Annotated in this window: 14 protein-coding genes; 9 read left to right on the forward strand and 5 right to left on the reverse strand. The window is 63.3% G+C overall.

Annotated elements, in window-relative coordinates:
- Nucleotides 1-10: 10 nt before the first annotated feature.
- From AC27VL_RS07400 to AC27VL_RS07410, 3 genes are all read right to left on the reverse strand, one after another.
- Nucleotides 11-253 (reverse strand): phage tail assembly protein T, encoded by a 243-nt coding sequence (locus tag AC27VL_RS07400; RefSeq protein ID WP_235189890.1) that lies wholly within the window; start codon nucleotides 251-253, stop codon nucleotides 11-13.
- An 80-nt stretch (nucleotides 254-333) separates the two neighbouring features.
- The gene (locus AC27VL_RS07405) at nucleotides 334-678 is read right to left on the reverse strand and encodes a hypothetical protein (protein ID WP_100553126.1); all 345 of its coding nucleotides are present in this window, start codon (nucleotides 676-678) and stop codon (nucleotides 334-336) included.
- Complete coding sequence (locus AC27VL_RS07410; protein ID WP_191078768.1) at nucleotides 678-1136, reverse strand: phage tail protein; 459 nt, start codon at nucleotides 1134-1136, stop codon at nucleotides 678-680. The genes AC27VL_RS07405 and AC27VL_RS07410 overlap by 1 nt, the downstream gene beginning before the upstream one ends.
- Before the next feature lie 367 nt (nucleotides 1137-1503).
- On the opposite strand from AC27VL_RS07410, the gene AC27VL_RS07415 reads away from it, so the two are divergent.
- The 3 genes from AC27VL_RS07415 to AC27VL_RS07425 are packed head-to-tail and all read left to right on the forward strand — an operon-like array spanning nucleotide 1504 to nucleotide 2777.
- Nucleotides 1504-2175: a dienelactone hydrolase family protein gene (locus AC27VL_RS07415; protein ID WP_488765934.1), complete on the forward strand. Its 672-nt coding sequence runs from the start codon at nucleotides 1504-1506 to the stop codon at nucleotides 2173-2175.
- Nucleotides 2172-2594 carry an HIT domain-containing protein gene (locus AC27VL_RS07420; RefSeq protein ID WP_100553128.1) on the forward strand — a complete coding sequence of 141 codons (423 nt, stop codon included), beginning with the start codon at nucleotides 2172-2174 and terminating at the stop codon, nucleotides 2592-2594. The genes AC27VL_RS07415 and AC27VL_RS07420 overlap by 4 nt, the downstream gene beginning before the upstream one ends.
- Nucleotides 2595-2609: 15 nt before the next feature.
- Nucleotides 2610-2777 carry a LiaI-LiaF-like domain-containing protein gene (locus AC27VL_RS07425; protein WP_025876120.1) on the forward strand — a complete coding sequence of 56 codons (168 nt, stop codon included), beginning with the start codon at nucleotides 2610-2612 and terminating at the stop codon, nucleotides 2775-2777.
- 65 nt (nucleotides 2778-2842) lie between these two features.
- Here the strand turns inward: AC27VL_RS07425 and dcd are convergent, their stop codons facing one another.
- Both dcd and apbC read right to left on the reverse strand, forming a co-directional pair.
- Entirely contained in the window at nucleotides 2843-3409 is a 567-nt protein-coding gene (gene dcd, locus AC27VL_RS07430; protein WP_089236335.1) for a dCTP deaminase, read from the reverse strand.
- A 79-nt stretch (nucleotides 3410-3488) separates the two neighbouring features.
- Nucleotides 3489-4343 carry an iron-sulfur cluster carrier protein ApbC gene (gene apbC / locus AC27VL_RS07435; RefSeq protein WP_089236336.1) on the reverse strand — a complete coding sequence of 285 codons (855 nt, stop codon included), beginning with the start codon at nucleotides 4341-4343 and terminating at the stop codon, nucleotides 3489-3491.
- A 217-nt stretch (nucleotides 4344-4560) separates the two neighbouring features.
- Between apbC and AC27VL_RS07440 the strand changes: the two genes are divergently transcribed.
- The 6 genes from AC27VL_RS07440 (at nucleotide 4561) to AC27VL_RS07465 (ending at nucleotide 21250) form a co-directional block, all read left to right on the forward strand.
- Nucleotides 4561-7356 carry a TonB-dependent receptor plug domain-containing protein gene (locus AC27VL_RS07440; protein WP_180166303.1) on the forward strand — a complete coding sequence of 932 codons (2796 nt, stop codon included), beginning with the start codon at nucleotides 4561-4563 and terminating at the stop codon, nucleotides 7354-7356.
- Between the two features lie 357 nt (nucleotides 7357-7713).
- Nucleotides 7714-10521, forward strand: a complete 2808-nt coding sequence (locus AC27VL_RS07445; RefSeq protein WP_100553131.1) for a TonB-dependent receptor domain-containing protein — start codon at nucleotides 7714-7716, stop codon at nucleotides 10519-10521.
- A 388-nt stretch (nucleotides 10522-10909) separates the two neighbouring features.
- On the forward strand, nucleotides 10910-13714 hold the full coding sequence (locus tag AC27VL_RS07450) for a TonB-dependent receptor domain-containing protein (RefSeq protein WP_488765935.1): 2805 nt from the start codon (nucleotides 10910-10912) through the stop codon (nucleotides 13712-13714).
- 168 nt (nucleotides 13715-13882) lie between these two features.
- Complete coding sequence (locus AC27VL_RS07455) at nucleotides 13883-15916, forward strand: alpha/beta hydrolase family protein (protein WP_488765936.1); 2034 nt, start codon at nucleotides 13883-13885, stop codon at nucleotides 15914-15916.
- A gap of 177 nt (nucleotides 15917-16093) precedes the next feature.
- The gene (locus tag AC27VL_RS07460; protein WP_100553134.1) at nucleotides 16094-18955 is read left to right on the forward strand and encodes a TonB-dependent receptor domain-containing protein; all 2862 of its coding nucleotides are present in this window, start codon (nucleotides 16094-16096) and stop codon (nucleotides 18953-18955) included.
- 189 nt (nucleotides 18956-19144) lie between these two features.
- Complete coding sequence (locus AC27VL_RS07465; protein ID WP_100553135.1) at nucleotides 19145-21250, forward strand: M13 family metallopeptidase; 2106 nt, start codon at nucleotides 19145-19147, stop codon at nucleotides 21248-21250.
- Nucleotides 21251-21270: the final 20 nt, after the last annotated feature.

Consider the following 21270-nt stretch of genomic DNA (forward strand, 5'->3'; position numbering starts at 1 on the left):
CCGCCTGGGTTCACGGCGCAGCGTTGCGGCGCGATGCGCTGCCGAACATCTCCAGCAGCTGCTGCGAGCGTTCCTTGGCAGCCTTCTCCGGCGAGGCGCGCGGCCGCACCAGCAGGAAGTCCTCGGCCGTGGTCGCGTTGCCATGTACCTGGGCCAGCACACTGGTCAGCTGCGCAAGCATCCCCTGCAGTGGCTGATCCATCGGTTCCAGGCGTGCGAACGCATACATCTCCGAGAGCTGGCGGGACGTCACTCCCGCCAGCAGGTGGTCCGGATGCGGGAGGCCCAGCCTCCACGCGATCCGGAACTGAAGCCGGCGCTCAGGCCGGCGGATCAGTTTTTTTCCAGCTCTCCCACGGCCGCATCGCCGAGCGCATTGAGCGTCTGCGCGACACGGAACACGCGATCCAGCGCCGCCGCCGATTTCGCGCCCAGCTGGGCCACCTCATGGTCGGAGAACAGGCGCCCCCCCATTTCGTCGACCAGACACAGGCCGACGAAGCGCGCACGGAAGTCATCCACCTTGGGCGTATCACCGCCGTAGGTCTCCTGCTCCCAGCGGTCACGGTCGCTGGCCGACATCATCGCCACACGCACATTGCCGCCCCATTCGGGCACGGCGATGTCCTCATGGCGGCGATCATGTGCATCCAGGATCTGCTGCTTGCCCAGCAACATCACGGAGTGCCGCCAGCAGCAGCGGTGACGATGGCGAAATCACGCGGCAACAGATCGGCGGTGAAGGTCAGCACCTGGTTGGTACCCGGGGCGACGTTGAAGGCTGCGACCTTGGCCACGAAGGTGGCTGCATCGCCGGTGGGCAGCACCATCAGGAAGTGCAGGTCGGCATCCGGATTGGCGTCACGCAGGATTTCCTGACCCGCCGAGCTGCCCACCGGCCAACGATGGCCGGACACCTGTACGGCCTGGCCGCCGGACAGGCCTGCGATGTTCTCCATCTGCTTCGAACGCAGGTTGGTTGCATCCAGGGTGTTGGCCTGACCACGGCCGAACGGGAAGGCGGTGAGACCGTCGATCTCGGTGTAGCCAGCCGGATTGTTCGGCGCGGTCGGCGCGGTGCCGGCCTTCACATACAGCGCGGAGTCCTGGGCGGAAATGGCTTGATTGATGGACATGGTGTTGATTCTCCTGGAAATGAAAAAGCCGCCTTGCGGCGGCTGGGTTTCGGGGTTGTCAGGCTCGGGTCGGCCTGGATGTCTTCGTCGCGGTTGGCCCGGCACAGCCGCCTGTTTCCACGCCGCCCTCGGGCAACGCGCGGACAACAAAAAAGCCCCCGGCTTGCGCCGGAGGCTTGTATGTCATCCTGGCTGAAAGCTTAGGCGCCGGGTGTGCACCGGTCAATGCGAAAACCACCATCTGCACCGCCTTGGGAAACCACCGCCATTTCCCAGTAGCCGCCCGATGCGGCACAGCCGCTGACATCGCGCTAACCCTCACAGCGTCGACAATGCCGTTCTGTTCCCTGCAACGAGGTACCCCCCGATGTCCGAATGGATCACCCTGGATACGCATTACGGTCCGGTCCGTGCCTGGCAGGTCCTGCCCGAAGGCCCTCCGCGTGGCAGCCTGGTGGTGGTGCAGGAAATCTTCGGCGCCAACCCGCACATCCGCAGCGTGGCCGAACGTTTCGCGGCCGAGGGCTACGCGGTGCTGGCACCGTCATTCTTCGACCTGGTGGACGGCCCCGAGGCCGATCCGGATGCCCTGCCCTGTACCCCCGAAGGCGTGAAGGATGGCCTGGAACGGGTCACCGCCCTGGGCATGGAAAAGGCGCTGGAAGTGGTCCGCGCCGCAGCCACCCGGCTGGCGCCGCACGGCAAGGTGGGCACGGTCGGCTACTGCTGGGGCGGCAGCGTCGCGCTGCTGTCCGCGCTGCGCCTGGGCCTGCCCTCGGTGAGCTACTACGGGGCGCGCAACGTGCAGTTCCTGGATGAAACGCCGAAGGCCCCGGTGATGTTCCACTTCGGCGCGCAGGACAAGAGCATCCCGCCGGCGGCGATCCAGGCCCACCGCGAGAAGCTGCCGCAGATGACGACCTACGTCTATCCGGCCGATCATGCCTTCAACCGCGAGGTCGGACATGCGTATGATCCAGACAGCGCCGCCCTGGCGCTGCAACGCACCCTGGACTTCTTCTCGGAGCATCTTGGATGAGCGATTTCGAACTCGATTCACGCTTGGCCACCGATAGCGTGCTGGTGGCCGAAGGCCCGTTGTCGCAAGTGCGACTGATGAACGACGAACGATTCCCCTGGCTGGTCCTGGTGCCGCGCCTGGCCGGGGTAACCGAGTGGATCGAGCTGGATGGCGATCAGCAGGACAAGCTGCGCACCGAGCTCAACCGCGCCTGCAAGGCGCTGCACGGTTCCGACGGGGTTGAGAAGATCAACATCGGCGCGCTGGGCAACATCGTGCGCCAGCTGCATTTCCACGTGATCGGCCGCCACGACGGCGATCCGGCATGGCCGGGACCGGTCTGGGGCAGCGGCCCGGCGCACCGCTATGAGCCGGCCGCGCTGGACCAGCATGTCGCCTACTGGAAGGAACGGCTAGGATATCCGGCCCATTCCTGAGCCAGTGCCGACCCGATGCGATTCAATATCGTCGCCGCCATCCTGCTGATCCTGATTGGCCTGTTCATGCTGGCCAGCAACCTGGGCTGGACCAACCTGAACCTGTCGCGCCTGCTGCTCACCTGGTGGCCGCTCGGCCTGGTGGCCGTAGGCATCGCGATCCTGTTCGGTCGCGGCAAATAAGCAAAGGCGGCGCATGCGCCGCCTTCGTGATCACGCAGAACGCCGGGCATCGCCCGGCGCCACCTTCAGGTGCGCGGCAGGGTCACGCCGGTCTGGCCCTGGTACTTGCCGCCGCGGTCCTTGTACGAGGTCTCGCACACTTCATCGGACTGGAAGAACAGCATCTGCGCCACGCCTTCGTTGGCGTAGATGCGTGCCGGCAGCGGCGTGGTATTGCTGAATTCCAGGGTCACGTGGCCTTCCCACTCCGGCTCCAGCGGGGTCACGTTGACGATGATGCCGCAGCGCGCATAGGTGCTCTTGCCCAGGCACACCACCAGGGTGTCGCGCGGGATGCGGAAATACTCGACCGTGCGCGCCAGCGCGAAGCTGTTCGGCGGAATGATGCACTCATCACCGACGATGTCGACGAAGCTGCCCGGATCGAAATGCTTGGGGTCCACGATCGTCGAGTTGATGTTGGTGAACACCTTGAACTCGCGCGAGCAGCGCACGTCGTAGCCGTAGCTGGAAGTGCCGTAGCTGACGATGCGCTCGCCGTTGACCTGCTTGACCTGCCCGGCCTCGTACGGCTCGATCATGCCGTGCTGTTCGGACATCTGGCGGATCCAACGGTCACTCTTGATGCTCATGCTCTGTCCTGGGTGCAAGGGGGCGCGAGGATTCTAACAGGGGGCCGGGCGTCGCCGCCGCAGCCCCGCCAGCGGGCCCTTACAGCAGCGAGGACAGGATCGGGATCGAGGCGCGCGGGCGCTTGCCCACCTCCTCGACCAGACGCTGGGCAGCGCGATGGTAGGCCTGGGCCGCCGCCGAATCCGGCTGCGCGGCGGTGATCGGGGTGCCGGCATCACCCTGCTCGCGGATGCCGATCTGCAGCGGCAACGACCCCAGCAGCGGCACGCCGTACTGCGCGGCCATGCGCTCGCCACCACCCTCGCCGAACAGGTGCTCCACGTGCCCGCAGTTGCTGCAGGTATGCACGGCCATGTTCTCGACCACGCCCAGCACCGGCACCTCGACCTTCTCGAACATCTTCAGCGCCTTCTTCGCATCCAGCGTGGCGATGTCCTGCGGCGTGGTGACGATCACCGCGCCGGCCAGCGGGATCTTCTGCACCAGCGTCAGCTGGATGTCGCCGGTACCCGGCGGCAGGTCGATCAGCAGATAGTCCAGGTCGTCCCACAACGTGTCTTCGAACAGCTGGGTCAGCGCCGCCGTCGCGCGCGGTGCGCGCATGATCAGCGGTGTCTCGTCCTCGACCAGATAGCCGATCGACATGGTGTCCACGCCGAAGGCACGCATCGGCTCGATGCTCTTGTTGTCCGGGCTTTCCGGGCGACCGGACAGGCCGAGCATCGCCGGCACGCTGGGGCCGTAGATATCCGCGTCAAGCACGCCGACGCGCGCGCCAAGCTGCTGCAGGGCAACGGCAAGGTTGACCGCCGTGGTCGACTTGCCCACCCCACCCTTTCCCGAGCCCACCGCGATCACGTTGCGGATGCGCGCATGCGGCGCCAGTCCCTTCTGCACCTGGCTGGCATGCGGACGACGGGAAGAACTGTTCACTGCGGACTCCGGGGTGAATCGATAAGAAGAACCCAACATCATACTAGCTGGACGTACGCTGACTGAAATTCAGGATTGCTACAGATTCGTGCACAGATTGTTAAGTTCATGTTACGTTCGCTGAGCACTGGTTTTGGGCTCCGCGGCTGGTTGTTGCAGCACGCACGATGGCGCATGCGCAGTGCCGTACTCGTATTTGCTCTTTGAACGGAACTACATGAAAGACCTTCGCAATTCCGCACGTCGCAACACCCTCGCTGTCGCCTTGATCTCCGCCCTGGTTGCCGCCTCGCCGGCAATGGCCCAGGACAAGGCCACCAACCTGGACAAGATCACCGTCACCGGTTCGCTGATCCCGCAGACCCAGGTTGAAACCCAGACCCCGGTGATGTCGATCTCCGCCGAGGACATCCAGACCCGCGGCTTCAGCAGCGTTGCTGAAGTGCTGCAGCAGTCCTCGCTGACCACCGGCGGCCTGCAGGGCGGCCAGACCTCGGGCGCCTTCACCCAGGGTGCCGAAGCGGCCGGCATGTTCGGCCTGAACCCGGGCTACACCAAGTACCTGATCAACGGCCGCCCGATGCTTTCGTATCCGGCGCTGTACAACGGTAGCGAAACCTTCAACAACATCAGTGGCATTCCGATCGACATCGTCGAGCGCATCGAAGTGCTGCCGGGCGGCCAGTCCTCGCTGTACGGCTCGGACGCGATCGCCGGCGTGGTCAACATCATCCTGAAGGAGCGCATGGACGGCGGCACCGTGACCGTCCGCGGCGGCACCTACACCGAGGGTGGTGGCAACAACATCCGCTTCAGCGCGGCCAAGGGCTTCAACGCCTTCGATGACCGCTTCCATGCACTGGTCAACGTGCAGCTGGAAAACAGCAGCCCGATCTGGGGCTTCCAGCGCGACATCACCAAGCAGAACAACCCGGTCGGTTACACCGCGCAGCTGCCGTCCAACGACTTTGCCGTGATCGGCAACTCGGACAACAAGCTGTACATGATGGACCCGACCCGCTGCGGCAACGTGGCTGGCCTGTATGACGGCACCACCACCGTCGGCAAGCGCACCTCCGGCGAGTCCTGCGGCTCGGTGTACAGCGCCGGCTACAAGACCCTGAAGAACGGCAAGGACAGCGGTCAGTTCTACTCGTCGATGACCTTCGACGTGAACGACAACTTCCAGCTGTTCGCCGACGTGCTGTACAGCAAGGAAAAGACCGAGTTCACCTCCGGCTCCAGCGCCCTGTGGTGGGGCACCAAGTCGGTCATGGGCGGCTTCTACGACCAGGGCCTGGGCAAGGTCGTCAATCTGCAGCGCGCTTTCGCACCGGAAGAAATCGGCCCCGGCCACTACGACAACATCCTGAACTCGGATGAGAGCCGTTCCTACCAGGTCACCCTGGGCGGCAAGGGCATGGTCGGCGACTGGGACTACAGCGCCAGCTTCACCCGCGGTGAGTACCGTCTGGACCAGAACCGCTTCGTGCGCTGGAAGGACAAGATCGAGGACTTCTTCGGCCAGACCGTGCTGGGCCCGCGCCTGGGCACCACCGCTGATGGCTTCGGCATCTACAACCCGAACTACGCCGCGTTCTACTCGCCGATCACCCCGGACCAGTTCGCCAGCTTCACCGGCTACGGCACCCACCGCAGCAAGACCTGGCAGAACCTGGCCCGTGCACAGGTGACCAACGGCTCGCTGTTCCAGCTGCCGGGCGGCGACGCCGGCCTGGCGATCGTCCTCGAGGGTGGCAGTGAAGGTTGGGATTACTCGCCGGACCAGGCGTTCGTCGATGGCAACGTGTGGGGCACCACCGCCGTGGCCGGCGCCGGCCATCGCAGCAACTACGCGGTGACCAGCGAACTGCGCATGCCGGTACTGGAGACCCTGACCGTCAGCGCCTCGGGCCGCTATGACGCGTTCAAGATCGGCGACGGCACCGTCGACAAGGCCACCTACAGCATCGGTCTGGAATTCCGTCCGATCGAAAGCCTGCTGTTCCGCGGCAAGTACGGCACCGCCTTCCGCGCGCCGACCCTGTCCGATGCCTACCAGGGCATGAGCGGCTCCTACGCGTCGAGCCAGAACGACTACTACCGTTGCAGCCAGCTGGGCTACGCCCTGCGCGACGAAGCCTGCTCGTTCTACAAGACCACCTCGGTGTACAGCGAAAAGTCCGGCAACCCGGAACTGAAGCCGATCACTGCCGACGTGTGGAGCGCAGGCGTGGTGTGGGCTCCGATCAGCAACTTCTCGCTGTCGGCCGACTACTACAACTGGAAGATCAAGAACGAGGTCAAGACCCTCAGCACCGACCAGCTGCTGCTGGCCGAGTACCAGTGCCACAACGGTCTGCCGAACAACACCTCGGCCAGCTGCCAGAACGTGACCGACTGGGTGACCCGCGATGCCGGCGGCAACCTGACCCGCGTGTACACGCCCAAGCTCAACGTTGCCAGCCAGAACCTGGAAGCGGTGACGGTCAGCGCCAAGTACCTGCAGGACATGGGCCGCTTCGGTTCGCTGCAGTTCTCGGGCAACTACACCAACATGCTGAAGCGTGAAGTGACCCCGCTGCCGGGTGCACAGAAGCTGGATCTGCTGAGCGATCCGTACAACATGTGGTACTACGACAACTTCGCCAAGGTCCGTGGCGATCTGTCGGTAGGCTGGAACATCGGCAAGTTCACCACCACCGTGTATGCCAACTACGTCGGCAGCACCCCGAACTACCTGGCCTACACCGGCCGCAGCTATGACTACGTCCACTCCTCCGGCGCCAAGGCCGGCAAGTGGGGCTCGTACACCACGTACAACATGAGCCTGAACTACCAGGCGCAGGACGATCTGACCCTGTCGCTGATGGTCAACAACGTGTTCAACAAGCTGCCGGAAGGCCAGCGCTACAACTACCCGGGCAATGAATCGACCCCGTTCAATGGCGGCTTCTACAGCGTCTACGGCCGTCAGATCTCCGCCCAGGTGAAGTACGACTTCGGCAAGTAATCCCGTCGTTTTCCGGGTCTTATTCCGGACCAGGCCCCGCTTCGGCGGGGCCTTTTTTTTGGGCTGGACACGCCGCGCCAAATGCAGCGACGCCTCAATTGTTAATCAAGAAATATTTACACAACATTCATTCCGCCAAACTCGGCAAAGCATCGAAGATCTCGCAAGATCTTGTTTTTAAAGGCACTTTGATTAACCTCAAATGCCGAGCCATTGGAGCGTTACAAAGCCGCGCAAATCAAGTTAAGCGTGTGTTACGTTCGAAAAACGCCGCCTTTCTGCGTCTGCAGGCTGCTGAACAATCCATGAGTTCCCAGGAAAGGGAAACGCGTCTCTCACGACCACACGGAGTACCGCATGTCTCGCAATGGCTTCCCGCGTCACCCGCTCACCCGCGCCGTCCTCAGCGGCCTGATCCTGGCCAGCAGCAGCGCGATCGCGCTCGCCCAAGAGAACACTCCCACCGATCTCGGACGCGTGACCGTCACCGGCTCACTGATCCCGCAGACGCAGATCGAGAACCACACGCCGGTCCTGACCGTCACCGCCGAGGACATCCAGACCCGCGGTTTCACCAGCGTGGCCGAGGTGCTGCAGCAGAACTCGCTGACCACCGGCGGCCTGCAGGGCGGCCAGACTTCCGCCTCGTTCACCCAGGGCGCTGAAGCCTCGGGCATGTTCGGCCTCAGCCCGAGCTACACCAAGTACCTGATCAACGGACGGCCGATGCTGTCCTACCCTGCCCTCTACAACGGCAGCGACACCTTCAACAACCTCAGCGGCATCCCGATCGACATCGTCGAGCGCATCGAGATCCTGCCGGGTGGCCAGTCGTCGCTGTACGGCTCGGACGCGATCGCCGGTGTGGTCAACATCATCCTCAAGGACCGCATGGACGGCGGCGTGCTGAACGTGCGCGGCGGCGGTTACACCGAGGGTGGCGGCAACGATTTCCGCGTCAGCGGCGCGCATGGTTTCAATGCCTTCGATGACCGCTTCCACGCGCTGGTCAACGTGCAGTACGAGAAGAGCAGCCCGATCTGGGGCTACCAGCGTGACCTGACCAAGCAGAACAACACCAAGGGCTATACGCCGCAGGTGCCGACCAACGACTTCCTGGTCTACCTGCCGGGCCAGCAGAACGCTTACGTGATGATGGACCCGACCCGCTGCGCCAACGTGGCCGGTCAGTTCGGCGGCACCACCGTACTGGGCACGCGTGCGGCCGGTGAATCGTGTGGCTCGCCCTTCAGTGCCGGCTACAAGACGCTGAAGAACGGCAAGGAAAGCAGCCAGATCTATTCGTCGATGTCCTTCGACGTCAACGACAACTTCCAGCTGTTCGCAGATGCGCTCTACAGCCTGGAAGAAGTGCAGTACACCGCTGGTTCGGGCTACGCCTTCTGGGGCAGCAATGTCGGCTTCGGTGCCTTCGTCGACCAGGCCAGCGGCGAGTACATGAACCTGCAGCGCGCGTTCGCGCCTGAGGACATCAGCGCCGCCGGCTACCGCGACATCATGAGCACCGATCGCAACAAGGCCTACCAGGTCACTCTGGGCGGTCGTGGCAACGTCGGCAACTGGGACTACAGCGCCAGCTTCAGCCGCGGCGAGTACAAGCTGACCGAGCGCAGTTTCGCGCGCTGGGCCAACGAGATCGACAGCTATTTCGAAGATCGTGTGCTGGGTCCGGTGCTGGGCGTCAGCGACGACGGCTACAACATCTACAACCCGAACTGGGGCGCGTTCTACTCGCCGCTGCCGGCGGGTGATTTCCAGACCTTCACCGGCTTCACCTACAACAAGAGCCGCACCTGGCAGAACCTGGGCCGTGCGCAGATCACCAATGGTTCGCTGTTCAAGCTGCCCGGTGGCGATGCGGGCCTGGCAGTGGTGGCCGAAGCCGGCAGCGAAGGCTGGTCGTATGCACCCGACCAGCGCCTGCTCGATGGCAGCGTCTGGGGCACCACCTCGGTGGCCGGCGCCGGCCATCGCAGCAACTACGCGCTGACCAGCGAATTGCGCATGCCGCTGCTGGAGTCGCTGACCGTGACCGCCTCCGGCCGCTACGACGCGTTCAAGATCGCCGACAAGACCGTCGACAAATCGACCTACAGCATCGGCGTGGAATTCCGCCCGATCGAAAGCCTGCTGTTCCGCGGCAAGTACGGCACCGCCTTCCGCGCGCCCAGCCTGTCCGATGCCTTCCAGGGCCGCAGCGGTTACTACGCCAACGACTCGGTCGACTACTACCGCTGTGGACAGCTCGGCTTCAACCCGAGCGACACGGTGGGCTGTGCGTATGCCAACGAATCGGTGTTCGGCGAACAGTCCGGCAATGCCGAGCTGGAAGCGATCACCGCCGACGTCTGGAACGCGGGCATCGTGTGGGCCCCCATCAACAACCTGTCGGTGTCGGTGGACTACTACAACTGGAAGATCAAGAACGAGGTCAATACCCTCAGCTCCGATCAGCTGCTGCTGGCCGAGTACTACTGCCGCAACGGCCAGACCAACAACACCTCGGCCAGCTGCCAGAACGTGAGCGACTGGATCACCCGTGACGGCACCGGCAAGCTGGAGAAGATCTACACGCCGAAGATGAACATCGCCAGCCAGAACCTGCAGGCGGTGACGGCCAGCTTCAAGTACGTGCAGGACATCGGCCGCTTCGGTGCGCTGCAGTTCTCCAGCAACTACACCAACATGATCAAGCGCGAACTGCAGCCGCAGCCGGGCGACGACTACCTGGACCTGCTGCGCGACCCGTACGCGATGTGGAACTACGACCAGTACGCCAAGGTGCGTGCAGATGGTGCGGTGGGCTGGGCGAAGGACAAGTGGACCACCACGCTGTACTTCAACTACATCGGCAAGACGCCCAACCGCATGGCATACCTGGGCAAGGGCTATGACTACGTGCATCCGTCTGGTTACGAAGCCGGCAAGTGGGGCTCGTACACCACCTACAACCTCAGCGTGAACTACCAGGCGATGGACAACCTGACGCTGTCGATGATGGTCAACAACGTGTTCAACAAGATGCCCGACGGCCAGGCCCACAGCTACGCCGGCAACATCGACGCGCCGTACAACAGCAGCATCTACAACCCCTACGGCCGTGCGGTCTACGTGCAGGCCAAGTACGAGTTCGGCAAGAAATAAGCGCCGCTCTCGCAGCAACCCAAGGGCCCCGCTTCGGCGGGGCCTTTTTCATGCCCGCCAATTGAGACGAATCAAAGTAATAAGTCCCATAAATTAAATAATCAGAAAGAATTTGAAGGCGACCCCAAGCCTTTGATCCTGAAGACAAATATTGCTATCGAAGCATATTGTTCTGCATCGCAACATTTTGAAACATTCCCAGACAAACCCGTTTATCCATTGATTACAAAGGAATTTCCCGCGAGCACGTGGCACATCCGTATGACCGCAGCATTTTGACAACGTGAACGCCGTGTTACGGTCCTGCTGAATGGATTGCAACTGAACAAATCATGAAGATGTCACGGAGGACATCAGCCAGACGACATCGCTCACACGGGGATCCATCATGTCTCGCCATCGCTCCACGCCTTCGCGTCACCCCCTGACCCTCGCCCTGATCGGCACCCTGCTCGCCTCCGGCGCAGCCCACGCGCAGGACAACGCGCCGACCCAGCTCGACCGCGTCACCGTCACCGGGTCACTGATCCCGCAGACGCAGATCGAGAACCACACGCCGGTCCTGACCGTTACCGCCGAGGACATCCAGACCCGCGGTTTCACCAGTGTCGCCGACGTCCTGCAGCAGTCCTCGCTGTCGACCGGCGGCCTGCAGGGCGGACAGACCTCTGCTTCGTTCACCCAGGGTGCCGAGGCAGCCGGCATGTTCGGGCTCAGCCCCGGCTACACCAAGTACCTGATCAACGGCCGCCCGATGCTCTCGTATCCGGCGCTGTACAACGGCAGCGACAGTTTCAACAACATCAGCGGCATTCCGATCGACATCGTCGAGCGCATCGAGATCCTGCCCGGCGGCCAGTCGTCGCTGTACGGTTCGGATGCGATCGCCGGCGTGGTCAACATCATCCTCAAGGAACGCATGGACGGCGGCGTGCTGAACATCCGCGGCGGCGCCTACAGCGAAGGGGGCGGCAACAGCTTCCGCTTCAGCGGCGCCCGCGGGTTCAATTCCAAGGACGACCGCTTCAATGCGCTGGTCAACGTGCAGTACGAAAAGACCAGCCCGATCTGGGGCTACCAGCGCGACCTGACCAAGGTCAACAATCCCGACGGCTACAGCCCACAGTACGTCTCCAACGACTTCCTGGTACTGCTGCCGGCCAACAGCAATCGCTACGCGATGATGGACCCGAACCTGTGCGCCAACGTGGGGGGCCAGTTCGACGGCACCACCGTGCTCGGCACCCGGCCGACCGGCCAGGCCTGTGGTTCGGTGTATGGCACCGGCTACAAGACCATCAAGAACGGCAAGGAAAGCGGGCAGATCTACAGCTCGATGACCTTCGATGTGAACGACAACTTCCAGCTGTTCGGCGACGCGCTCTACAGCCTGGAAGAAGTGAAGTACGCCACCGGCTCCGGCTACACCTGGTGGGGCACCTCCTCTGGCTGGGGCCGCTTCTATGATCAGGACAGCGGCCAGTACATGAACCTGCAGCGCGTGTTCGCGCCGGAGGACATCGGCGGCGGCGGCTACCGCGACATCATGAACACCGATCGCAACAAGGCCTACCAGGTCACGCTCGGCGGTCGCGGCACGGTCGGCAACTGGGATTACAGCGCAAGCTTCACCCGCGGCGAGTACAAGCTGACCGAGCGCAACTTCGTGCGCTGGAACGATCCGATCAACGATTACTTCGAGCAGCGTGTGCTGGGGCCGGTGCTGGGTACCACCAGTACCGGCTACGACATCTACAGCCCGGACTGGGAAGCGTTCTACTCGCCGCTGCCGAGCGGAGATTTCCAGAGCTTCACCGGCTACACCTACAGCCAGAGCCGGACCTGGCAGAACCTGTTGCGTGCGCAGGTCACCAACGGTTCGTTGTTCAAGCTGCCCGGCGGCGATGCGGGCTTCGCAGTGGTGGTCGAAGGTGGCAGCGAAGGCTGGGACTATACGCCGGATGCACGCCTGGTCGATGGCAGCGTCTGGGGCACCACTGCGGTGTCCGGCGCAGGCCATCGCAGCAACTATGCAGTGACCACTGAACTGCGCATGCCGTTGCTGGAATCGCTGACGGTAACCGGCTCCGGTCGCTACGACGCCTTCAAGATCGGCAGCAGCACCGTCGACAAGGCAACCTACAGCGTCGGACTGGAATTCCGTCCGATCGACAGCCTGCTGTTCCGTGGCAAGTACGGCACCGCATTCCGTGCGCCCACCTTGTCCGACGCTTTCCAGGGTGTCAGCGGCTATTACGCCAACGGCTCCACCGACTACTACCGTTGCGGCCAGCTTGGCTACGACCCGGCCAACACGACGGGCTGCCCGTATGACAGCGTGTCAGTGTTTGGAACGCAGTCCGGCAACCCCGACCTGGAACCGATCACCGCAGATGTATGGAACGCCGGCATCGTGTGGGCTCCGATCAACAACCTGTCGGTGTCGGTGGACTACTACAACTGGAAGATCAAGAACGAGGTCAACACGCTCAGCTCCGATCAGCTGCTGCTGGCCGAGTACTACTGCCGCAACGGCCAGACCAACAACACCTCGGCCAGCTGCCAGAACGTGAGCGACTGGATCACCCGTGATGCCTCCGGCGTACTCGATGAGATCTATACGCCGAAGATGAACGTGGCCAGCCAGAACCTGCAGGCGCTGACGGCCAGCTTCAAGTACGTGCAGGACCTCGGCCGCTTCGGTTCGCTGCAGTTCTCCGGCAACTACACCGACATGCTCAAGCGCGAACTGCAGCCGCAGCCGGGCGATGAGTACCTGGACCTGCTGCGCGACCCGTATGCGATGTGGGTGTACGACTCGTACGCCAAGGTGCGCGCCGACGGTTCGATCGGCTGGGCCAAGGACAAGTGGACCACCACCCTGTATGCCAACTACATCGGCAAGACGCCGAACTACATGGCCTACCTGGGCAACGGCTACGACTACGTCCACACCTCCGGCTACAAGGCCGGCAAGTGGGGCTCGTACACCACCTACAACCTCAGCGTGAATTATCGGGCGATGGACAACCTGACCCTGTCACTGATGGTCAACAACGTGTTCAACAAGCTGCCGGACAACCAGCGGTACAGCTTCGCCGGCACCAGCGGCCAGCCATACAACAACTACCTGTACAACGCCTACGGCCGTGCCATCTACGTGCAGGCCAAGTACGAGTTCGGCAACCACTGATCCGTCGACACGTTCGCGTACAGCAGAAGACCCCGCCCCGGCGGGGTCTTCTGCGTTGAGGCCCGCCCAGCCTGTCCGGCGGGGGGATTTCACGCCAAGTTGACGGACGAAGGCTGTTCGTTCATCTTCAGGTCATCTTCCAGTCACGCTGCCAAGGATGCCCTGTACATGAAAGACGCCCGCCTCGCCGCCCGCCTGGGCATCGCTGCCACCCTGCTCGGCCTGGCCGTGGGCCAGGTACTGGCCACCCCTCTGCCTGTCGACGATTTCGCCAAGATCCCGGCCATCCAATCCGTGACCATGAGCCCTGATGGCAAGCAGCTGGTTGCGATCATCGCTGCCCCGGGCAGCGACAACGGTGACACCGCACTGGCCAACTGGAACCTGGACAATCTGGGCGCCGGCCCGGTGGCCATCACGCCTTCCGGCGATCGCATGAAGTTCATTGCCGCCAGCGCCCTGAAGGCCGGCCGCAGCCTCGTCATCGGTCGCCAGGAACTGACCGCGCAGCTGGCCGGTTGCGGAGAAGGCAACTCGGTGGGAACCACCAAGACCTTTCTGTCGAAGGCTTACCTGACCGACACCAGCCAGGCCAAGTTCGACGAGGCCTTTGCCGACAATTCGCGCAAGCTCGGCATCAGCGAACAGACACAACGCTGCCTGGAGCTGGCAGGTACCGCGTCGCTGGTGCATTCGCTGCCGCTGGACCCTGACAAAGTCATCATTTCGCAGATCAACCAGTCAACGTTCTCTGCAAGCTACTACCTGTTCAACCTCAAGAGCGGCCAGACCGAACTTCTCTTCCGTGGTGATGCGCGCTCGACTCCGGGGCTGTTCCACCCCCGCAGCGGCGAGCTCCTGACCAGGACCCAGATCGAACCGGCCGGGTCGAACGAGTACGAACAGCAGATCCTGATCAAGGACAAGACAAGCGGCAAGTTCGAGAAGCACGATGCGCTGACGACCAAGCTCAGTGAGCGCTACACGATGGACGTGGCCGGCATCGACGACCAGACCGGCAAGCTCTACATCCTCACCGACAGATACTCCGAGCAGGTGCAGGCCCGCCTGTACGACCCGGCAACCCGGAGCTTCGACAAGGAGCCGTTGGCCGCACACCCGCAGTACCCGATCAGCGGCCTCATCCTGGGCAGCAAACCCAGCAACTTCAACCAGGTTCTGGGCTTCTATGTGGACGGGCCGCGACGCGAGGCGATCTATGTCGACCCGCAGATGAAGGCCCTGTATGACGGCCTGAAGCAGGCCTACCCGGGAAAGTACGTCGCCATCACCGGTTACAACGACGATCTCTCCCGCGTGCTCTTTACCACCAACGGCGCCAACACCCCCACCACCTATCACGTACTCAGCGACCGCAAGCAGGTGACGACCCTGGGCAGTGAACGCCCGTGGATCGATGGCAAGCAGATCGGCGAGCAACGCTGGGTGACCTACACCGCTCGCGACGGACGAAAGATTCCTGCCATCCTGGATCTGCCTGCTGGCTGGAAAGAAGGTGGAGAACCACTGCCCGCGCTCGTGCACCCGCACGGCGGCCCGTGGGCGCGTGACTATGCCGGTTGGGATGTCTCCGGCTGGGTGCCGTACTTCACTTCGCGTGGCTACGCCGTCATCCGCCCCCAGTATCGCGGCTCGACCGGCTTCGGTCGCGACCACTGGATCGCAGGTGACAAGCAGTGGGGCCTGAAGATGCAGGACGACAATGACGATGCGGCGGCGTGGCTGGTGCAGCAAGGGATCGCCGCAAAAGACCGCCTGGCGATCTTCGGATACTCCTACGGCGGCTTCGCTGCAGCTGCTGCCACTGTCCGCAGCCCCTCTCCTTTCCAGTGCGCCATTGCCGGCGCACCTGTCACCGATCTCGGCAGAGTCGGCATGTCCTGGAGCGAGAACCGCCTGCAGCGCATCCTGCAGGGGCAGACCGTCAAAGGCATGGATCCGATACAGAACACGGCCAAGGCGAACATTCCGGTACTGCTGTACGTCGGAGATCGTGACGTACGCACTCCGGCGTTCCATGCCCGATCCTTCTACAACGCCGTCCAGGGCAAGGTTCCGGCGAAGTTCGAACTGATTGCGGACATGCCGCACAGCATGCCGTGGTACCCGAGCCACTACCGGGCCACGTTGCCGCTGATGGCCGACTTCCTGGCCAAGGACTGCGGCCCCGGCGGCCTGTAAGCCACCCGTGCGGAAACCGCCACCCCGCTGATCAGGCCAGCGGGGTTTTTCACGCCCGAACTCCTGAATTTCCCCTTAGCAACAGTGAGTTACACAACGAGGGTATTCATGTTGCATTTAATTTACGCTGTGCATACACTCCGTTAACCGAAGCATAACAAGTGGGGATCCGACACAATGCGCAAGACCAACCGCCTTATTACGCCCAGCCGCCTGCCGCTCGCCCTGGCAGTGCTTGCCTGCCTGCAGGCAGCTCCGGTGCTGGCCCAGGAATCCACCCGCGAGGAAGCAGCGGCGTCAAGTGCTTCGAAGTCTGACAAGAAGGCAACTGACCTTGACAAGGTCACGGTCACCGGCTCCCTGATCCGTCGGGCGGACTACGAGACCACCTCGCCGGTGTTCACCATCGACACCGAGCGCAATGCCGCCCAGGGCCAGACCAGCGTCAGTGAATTCCTGCAGAAGTCGGCGATCGGCGCCGCCGAAACGCAGATCACCAATCAGTTCGGCGGTTTCACCACCAACGGTGGTACCGGCGTACAGACCTTCTCGCTGCGTGGCCTGGGCGCGAACCGCACGCTGATCCTGCTGGACGGCCAGCGTCCCGGCCCGGCCGGCACCCGCGGCGCGGTCGGCGCATTCGACCTGAACGTGCTGCCCACCGCTGTCCTGCAGCGCGCCGAGATCGTGAAGGACGGTTCGTCCTCGATCTATGGCTCCGACGCCGTGGCCGGCGTGGTCAACCTGATCACCAAGAAGAATTTCGAACGTCCAGAACTGACCATCAGCGGTCGCGTTCCGACCGAGGGCGGCGGCGAAGTGTTCTCCGCATCGCTGGCCAACGGCTGGAACTTCGACAACGGCAGCATCGTTGCCGCCGTGGAATGGTATCGCCAGAACGAACTGACCCGCGGCGACCGCGATTTCTTCAAGTGCTCTGAAGACATCGTATGGGACGACAAGGGCAACCGCATCGACCGCGTTGACCGTTCGATCCTGGCCGGCACCAATCTGGCCAACTGCCAGAACATGCTGCACAACGTCATCGACGTCGGCACTACCCGCTACGTGCCCAGCACTGATGGCAGCACGGTCGGTCCGTTCCCGGGCTATCGTCCGCGCGCCAACCAGACCTATGCCAACGGCAATCCGCTGGCGACCTATCAGGAGCCGTACAACTTCCCGGCCTATGGTCAGAGCCAGATCATCAACCGCCAAGAGCGCAAGACGGTCTACTTTGCCACTGACTTCGGCTTTGACTCGTTCAACTGGAAGACCCAGTTCCTGTACAACAACCGCACCACGGACAACTTCGCCTGGCGCCAGTTCTTCCCGACCGTGCTGATCCCGGGCACCACCACCCGCGCCCAGCCGGTGCTGCCGTTCAAGTCCGCTTCGGAGACCGAAGTTGACTACTACTACTTCGCCAACAAGTTCGATGGCGGCTTCGGCAGCAGCACCTGGGGCTGGGAAGTCAACGCCAACTACAGCCACTCCAGTGGCAAGTACAGCAACCTCGGCATCCGCAACTCGATCAGCGGCGACATCGGCCGTCCGGGTTCCGGCACTGCAGCGGCGAACTACTTCGATCCTGGCTATCTGAATGGCTCGAAGGTCGACGAGCTGGTCTCGATCCTCGGCGTCTGGGCCAAGGGCAAGACCACCTACGATCAGACCACGGTCAACGCCGTGTTCAGTGGTGAGCTGTTCGATCTGCCGGCCGGTGCCGTGGCCACCGCCGTCGGTGTCGAGTACCGCAACTACAAGATCGACGACCAGCCGGGCGCCGATTTCGCCGACATCTGGGGTTCGACCACCGCGGGTCGCACCAAGGGCGATGAGAAGGTGAAGGAAGCCTTCGTCGAACTGGACGTGCCGGTCATCAAGGGTGTTCCGGGCATCGAGTCGCTGTCGCTGAATGGCTCGGGCCGTGTCTTCAAGTACGACACCGTGTCCGGCTCGGACAAGGTGTGGAAGTTCGGCGTCAACTGGCAGATCATCCCGTCGCTGCGTCTGCGCGGCACCATCGGCACCTCCTACCGTGCACCGGGCCTGTACGAGCTGTATCTGGGCAACCAGACCGGCTTCCAGGCGCAGACCGCCATCGATCCCTGCATCCGCTGGGCCGAAGGCAACAACAGCAACGCAGCTGCCAACTGCGCCGCTGCCGGTATTCCGGGCGACTACACCGCTGCGGGCAACAGCAGCGCCACCGTCTTCACCCGCGGCGGCGCTGGCGGCGACCTGAAGCCGGAAACCTCGCGTGCACGCAGCCTCGGCCTGGTGTTCACCCCGGAATTTGCTGACCTGAGCATTGCGATCGACTACTTCGACTACGAAGTCAGCGACCAGATCACCGCGCTGAGTGCAGCCTCCATCCTGGAAGGCTGCTACGAGTCGAACACCTATCCGAACCGGTACTGCGACCTGATGCGTCGTAACCCGAATTCGGGTGCCAACGCGAACATGGTCACCGAGGTGTACGCGCAGTACTTGAACATCAACCGCCAGCGTACCCGCGGTTGGGATCTGACCCTGAACTGGGAACACGAGTTCAGCTTCGGCAAGTTCTCGCTGGATTCGCAGGTCACCTATACCGTTGAAGACACCGCCGAGCTGTTCGACAGCGCAGCTGCCAGCGGCCTGTCCTCGTCCGATCAGCTGGGTGATTTCGGTCGCCCGGACCTGGTCGGCAACCTGGGCCTGAGCCTGGAGCGCGGCGACTGGACCTACAACTGGATGACCCAGTACATCGCGTCGACCCAGGACCCGGACCTGTCGGAGACCTTCACCTATCAGGGTCGTCCGAATTCGTACCGTGACATCACCGCTGGCAGCCGCTGGTACCACACCGCCTCGGTGAGCTACGAGCAGGCCGATTGGCAGATCCTGGTGGGCGTCTCGAACGTGTTCGATGCCAAGCCGCCGCTGATCTCCAGCAGCGTGTACTCCTCGCGCTACGGCAACACCCACCCGTTCGCCACCCAGTACGACTACTACGGCCGCACCCCGTTCGTGCGTCTGAAGTACAAGTTCTGATCCAGCAACAAATGCAGTACCCCCGACAGACCCGGCTTTTGCCGGGTCTGTCTTTTTCCGGTGCCGGCAAGGCCCTTGCGCCCGGCCATGACCTTCGACACCCTTGCAGTGCGGGCCGGCGGCGTATCGTTCGGCCCACGGCCGTCACCACGGCCCTTCCCTGACTCACTCGGCCTGGAGGCCATTCAAGTGACCCGTACTCCCAAGATCGTGCTGCTGACCCTGGCCGTTTCGGCCGCGCTGGTCGGCTGCGGCAAGAACGAAACCCCGGCAAAGGATGCCACCGCCTCCACGCCGGCCGCGGCCGACGCCGCCACCACCTACAAGCTCGACGAGAGCAAGCTGCCGGCCTACAACGCCTTCCAGGCCAGCGATCTGGACAGCAACCTTGACGCCTGCACCGCCTTCGGCGACTACGTCAACGGCAAGTGGCTGGCCGCCAACGAGATTCCGGGCGACCGCACCAGCTGGGGCGCCTTCACCATCCTCGACGAGCGTTCGGTGGCCGTGCAGCACCAGCTGGCCGAGCAGGTCGCGCAGGTCAAGAACCCGGCCGGCATCGAGAAGATCGTCGGCGACCTGTGGGCCACCGGCATGGACGAAGCCAAGGTCAACGCCCAGGGCATCGAGCCGCTGAAGGCCGACCTGGCTGCGATCGATGGCCTGCAGGACAAGGCCGCCATCGCCAACTACCTGCGCACCAGCGCCGCCAAGGGCGAGAACGTGCTGTTCGGCTTCGGCGCCGAAGCCGACTTCAAGAACTCGGCCGTGAACATGGCCTACGCCAGCCAGGGCGGCCTGGGCCTGCCGGACAAGACCTTCTATACCGACGCGTCCAAGGCAGACAAGCTGAAGGCCTACCAGGCCCACGTGGCCAAGGTGCTGGAACTGTCCGGCGTCGCCGCTGCCGATGCTGCCAAGCAGGCTGAAGAAGTCGTCAAGTTCGAGACCCGCCTGGCCAAGGCATCCAAGTCCAGCGTCGAGCTGTCGCGCGATGTCTCGCTGTACTACCACCCGGTCAGCCTGGCCGAGGCCGATGCGCTGACCCCGAACTTCAGCTGGACCGAGTTCTTCAAGTCGCAGAACGTGGCCGCGCCGGAGAAGTTCTCGCTGGCCATCCCGGCCTTCCACCAGGAAGTGAGCAAGGCGCTGGGCGACACCGATCCGTCGGTGTGGCGCGCCTACCTGCGCTTCCACACCGTGGACAGCGCTTCGCCGTACCTGGCTGATGCCTTCGTGCAGGAAAACTACGAGTTCTACGGCAAGACCCTCAATGGCCAGAAGGAACAGAAGCCGCGCTGGAAGCGCGTGCTGGGCACCATCGAGAGCGACGCCGGCGAAGCCTTCGGCCAGCTGTACGTGAAGGTTGCCTTCTCGCCGGAAGCCAAGGCGAAGATGGAAGAGCTGGTGAAGAACCTGGCCGCCTCGCTGAAGGAACGCATCCAGGGCCTGTCCTGGATGAGCGAAGAGACCAAGGCCAAGGCCATCGCCAAGTGGGAAACCTTCACTCCGAAGATCGGTTACCCGGACAAGTGGCGTGACTGGTCGGGCCTGCAGACCAACCGTGACAGCTACCTGGGCAACGTACGCGCGGCCACCGCGTTCAACTACCAGTACAACCTGGCCAAGATCGGCAAGCCGGTGGACAAGACCGAGTGGGGCATGACCCCGCAGACGGTCAACGCCTACTACAACCCGCTGCAGAACGAGATCGTGTTCCCGGCCGCCATCCTGCAGCCGCCGTTCTTCGACCCGAAGGCCGACGACGCGCTGAACTACGGCGGTATCGGTGCGGTCATCGGCCACGAAATGACCCACGGTTACGACGACCAGGGCAGCCGCTTCGGGCCGACCGGCAACTTCGAGAACTGGTGGACCGAAGCCGATTCGAAGAACTTCGCTGGCCTGACCGGCAAGCTGGTCAAGCAGTTCGACCAGTACAAGGTCGACGGCCAGGCCGTGAACGGCCATCTGACCCTGGGCGAGAACATCGCCGACCTGGGTGGCCTGGCCACCGCCTACGACGCACTGCAGAAGGCGTCGGCCGGCAAGGAAGACGCGAAGATCGATGGCTTCACCCGCGATCAGCGCTTCTTCTTCAACTGGGCTACCGTGTGGCGCACCAAGTACACCCCGGAGAACGCCAAGGTCCGCCTGGCAACCGACCCGCACGCGCCGGCGCAGTTCCGTGCCATCGGTGCGCCGTCGAACCTGCCGACCTTCACCGCGGCCTTCCAGTGCAAGCCGGGTACGCCGATGTCGCGCACCGGCGACTCGCAGGTGGTGATCTGGTAAGCCACGGCTGAGGCCACGGT

Source organism: Stenotrophomonas sp. 14P6.2.3 (assembly GCF_057799055.1).

Bases quoted from the DNA above. Each gene is read 5' to 3' on its own strand.
- AC27VL_RS07405 (WP_100553126.1), bottom strand. From the start codon at position 678: ATGTTGCTGGGCAAGCAGCAGATCCTGGATGCACATGATCGCCGCCAT.
- AC27VL_RS07410 (WP_191078768.1), bottom strand. From the start codon at position 1,136: ATGTCCATCAATCAAGCCATTTCCGCCCAGGACTCCGCGCTGTATGTG.
- AC27VL_RS07415 (WP_488765934.1), top strand. From the start codon at position 1,504: ATGTCCGAATGGATCACCCTGGATACGCATTACGGTCCGGTCCGTGCC.
- AC27VL_RS07420 (WP_100553128.1), top strand. From the start codon at position 2,172: ATGAGCGATTTCGAACTCGATTCACGCTTGGCCACCGATAGCGTGCTG.
- AC27VL_RS07425 (WP_025876120.1), top strand. From the start codon at position 2,610: ATGCGATTCAATATCGTCGCCGCCATCCTGCTGATCCTGATTGGCCTG.
- dcd (WP_089236335.1), bottom strand. From the start codon at position 3,409: ATGAGCATCAAGAGTGACCGTTGGATCCGCCAGATGTCCGAACAGCAC.
- AC27VL_RS07440 (WP_180166303.1), top strand. From the start codon at position 4,561: ATGAAAGACCTTCGCAATTCCGCACGTCGCAACACCCTCGCTGTCGCC.
- AC27VL_RS07445 (WP_100553131.1), top strand. From the start codon at position 7,714: ATGTCTCGCAATGGCTTCCCGCGTCACCCGCTCACCCGCGCCGTCCTC.
- AC27VL_RS07450 (WP_488765935.1), top strand. From the start codon at position 10,910: ATGTCTCGCCATCGCTCCACGCCTTCGCGTCACCCCCTGACCCTCGCC.
- AC27VL_RS07455 (WP_488765936.1), top strand. From the start codon at position 13,883: ATGAAAGACGCCCGCCTCGCCGCCCGCCTGGGCATCGCTGCCACCCTG.
- AC27VL_RS07460 (WP_100553134.1), top strand. From the start codon at position 16,094: ATGCGCAAGACCAACCGCCTTATTACGCCCAGCCGCCTGCCGCTCGCC.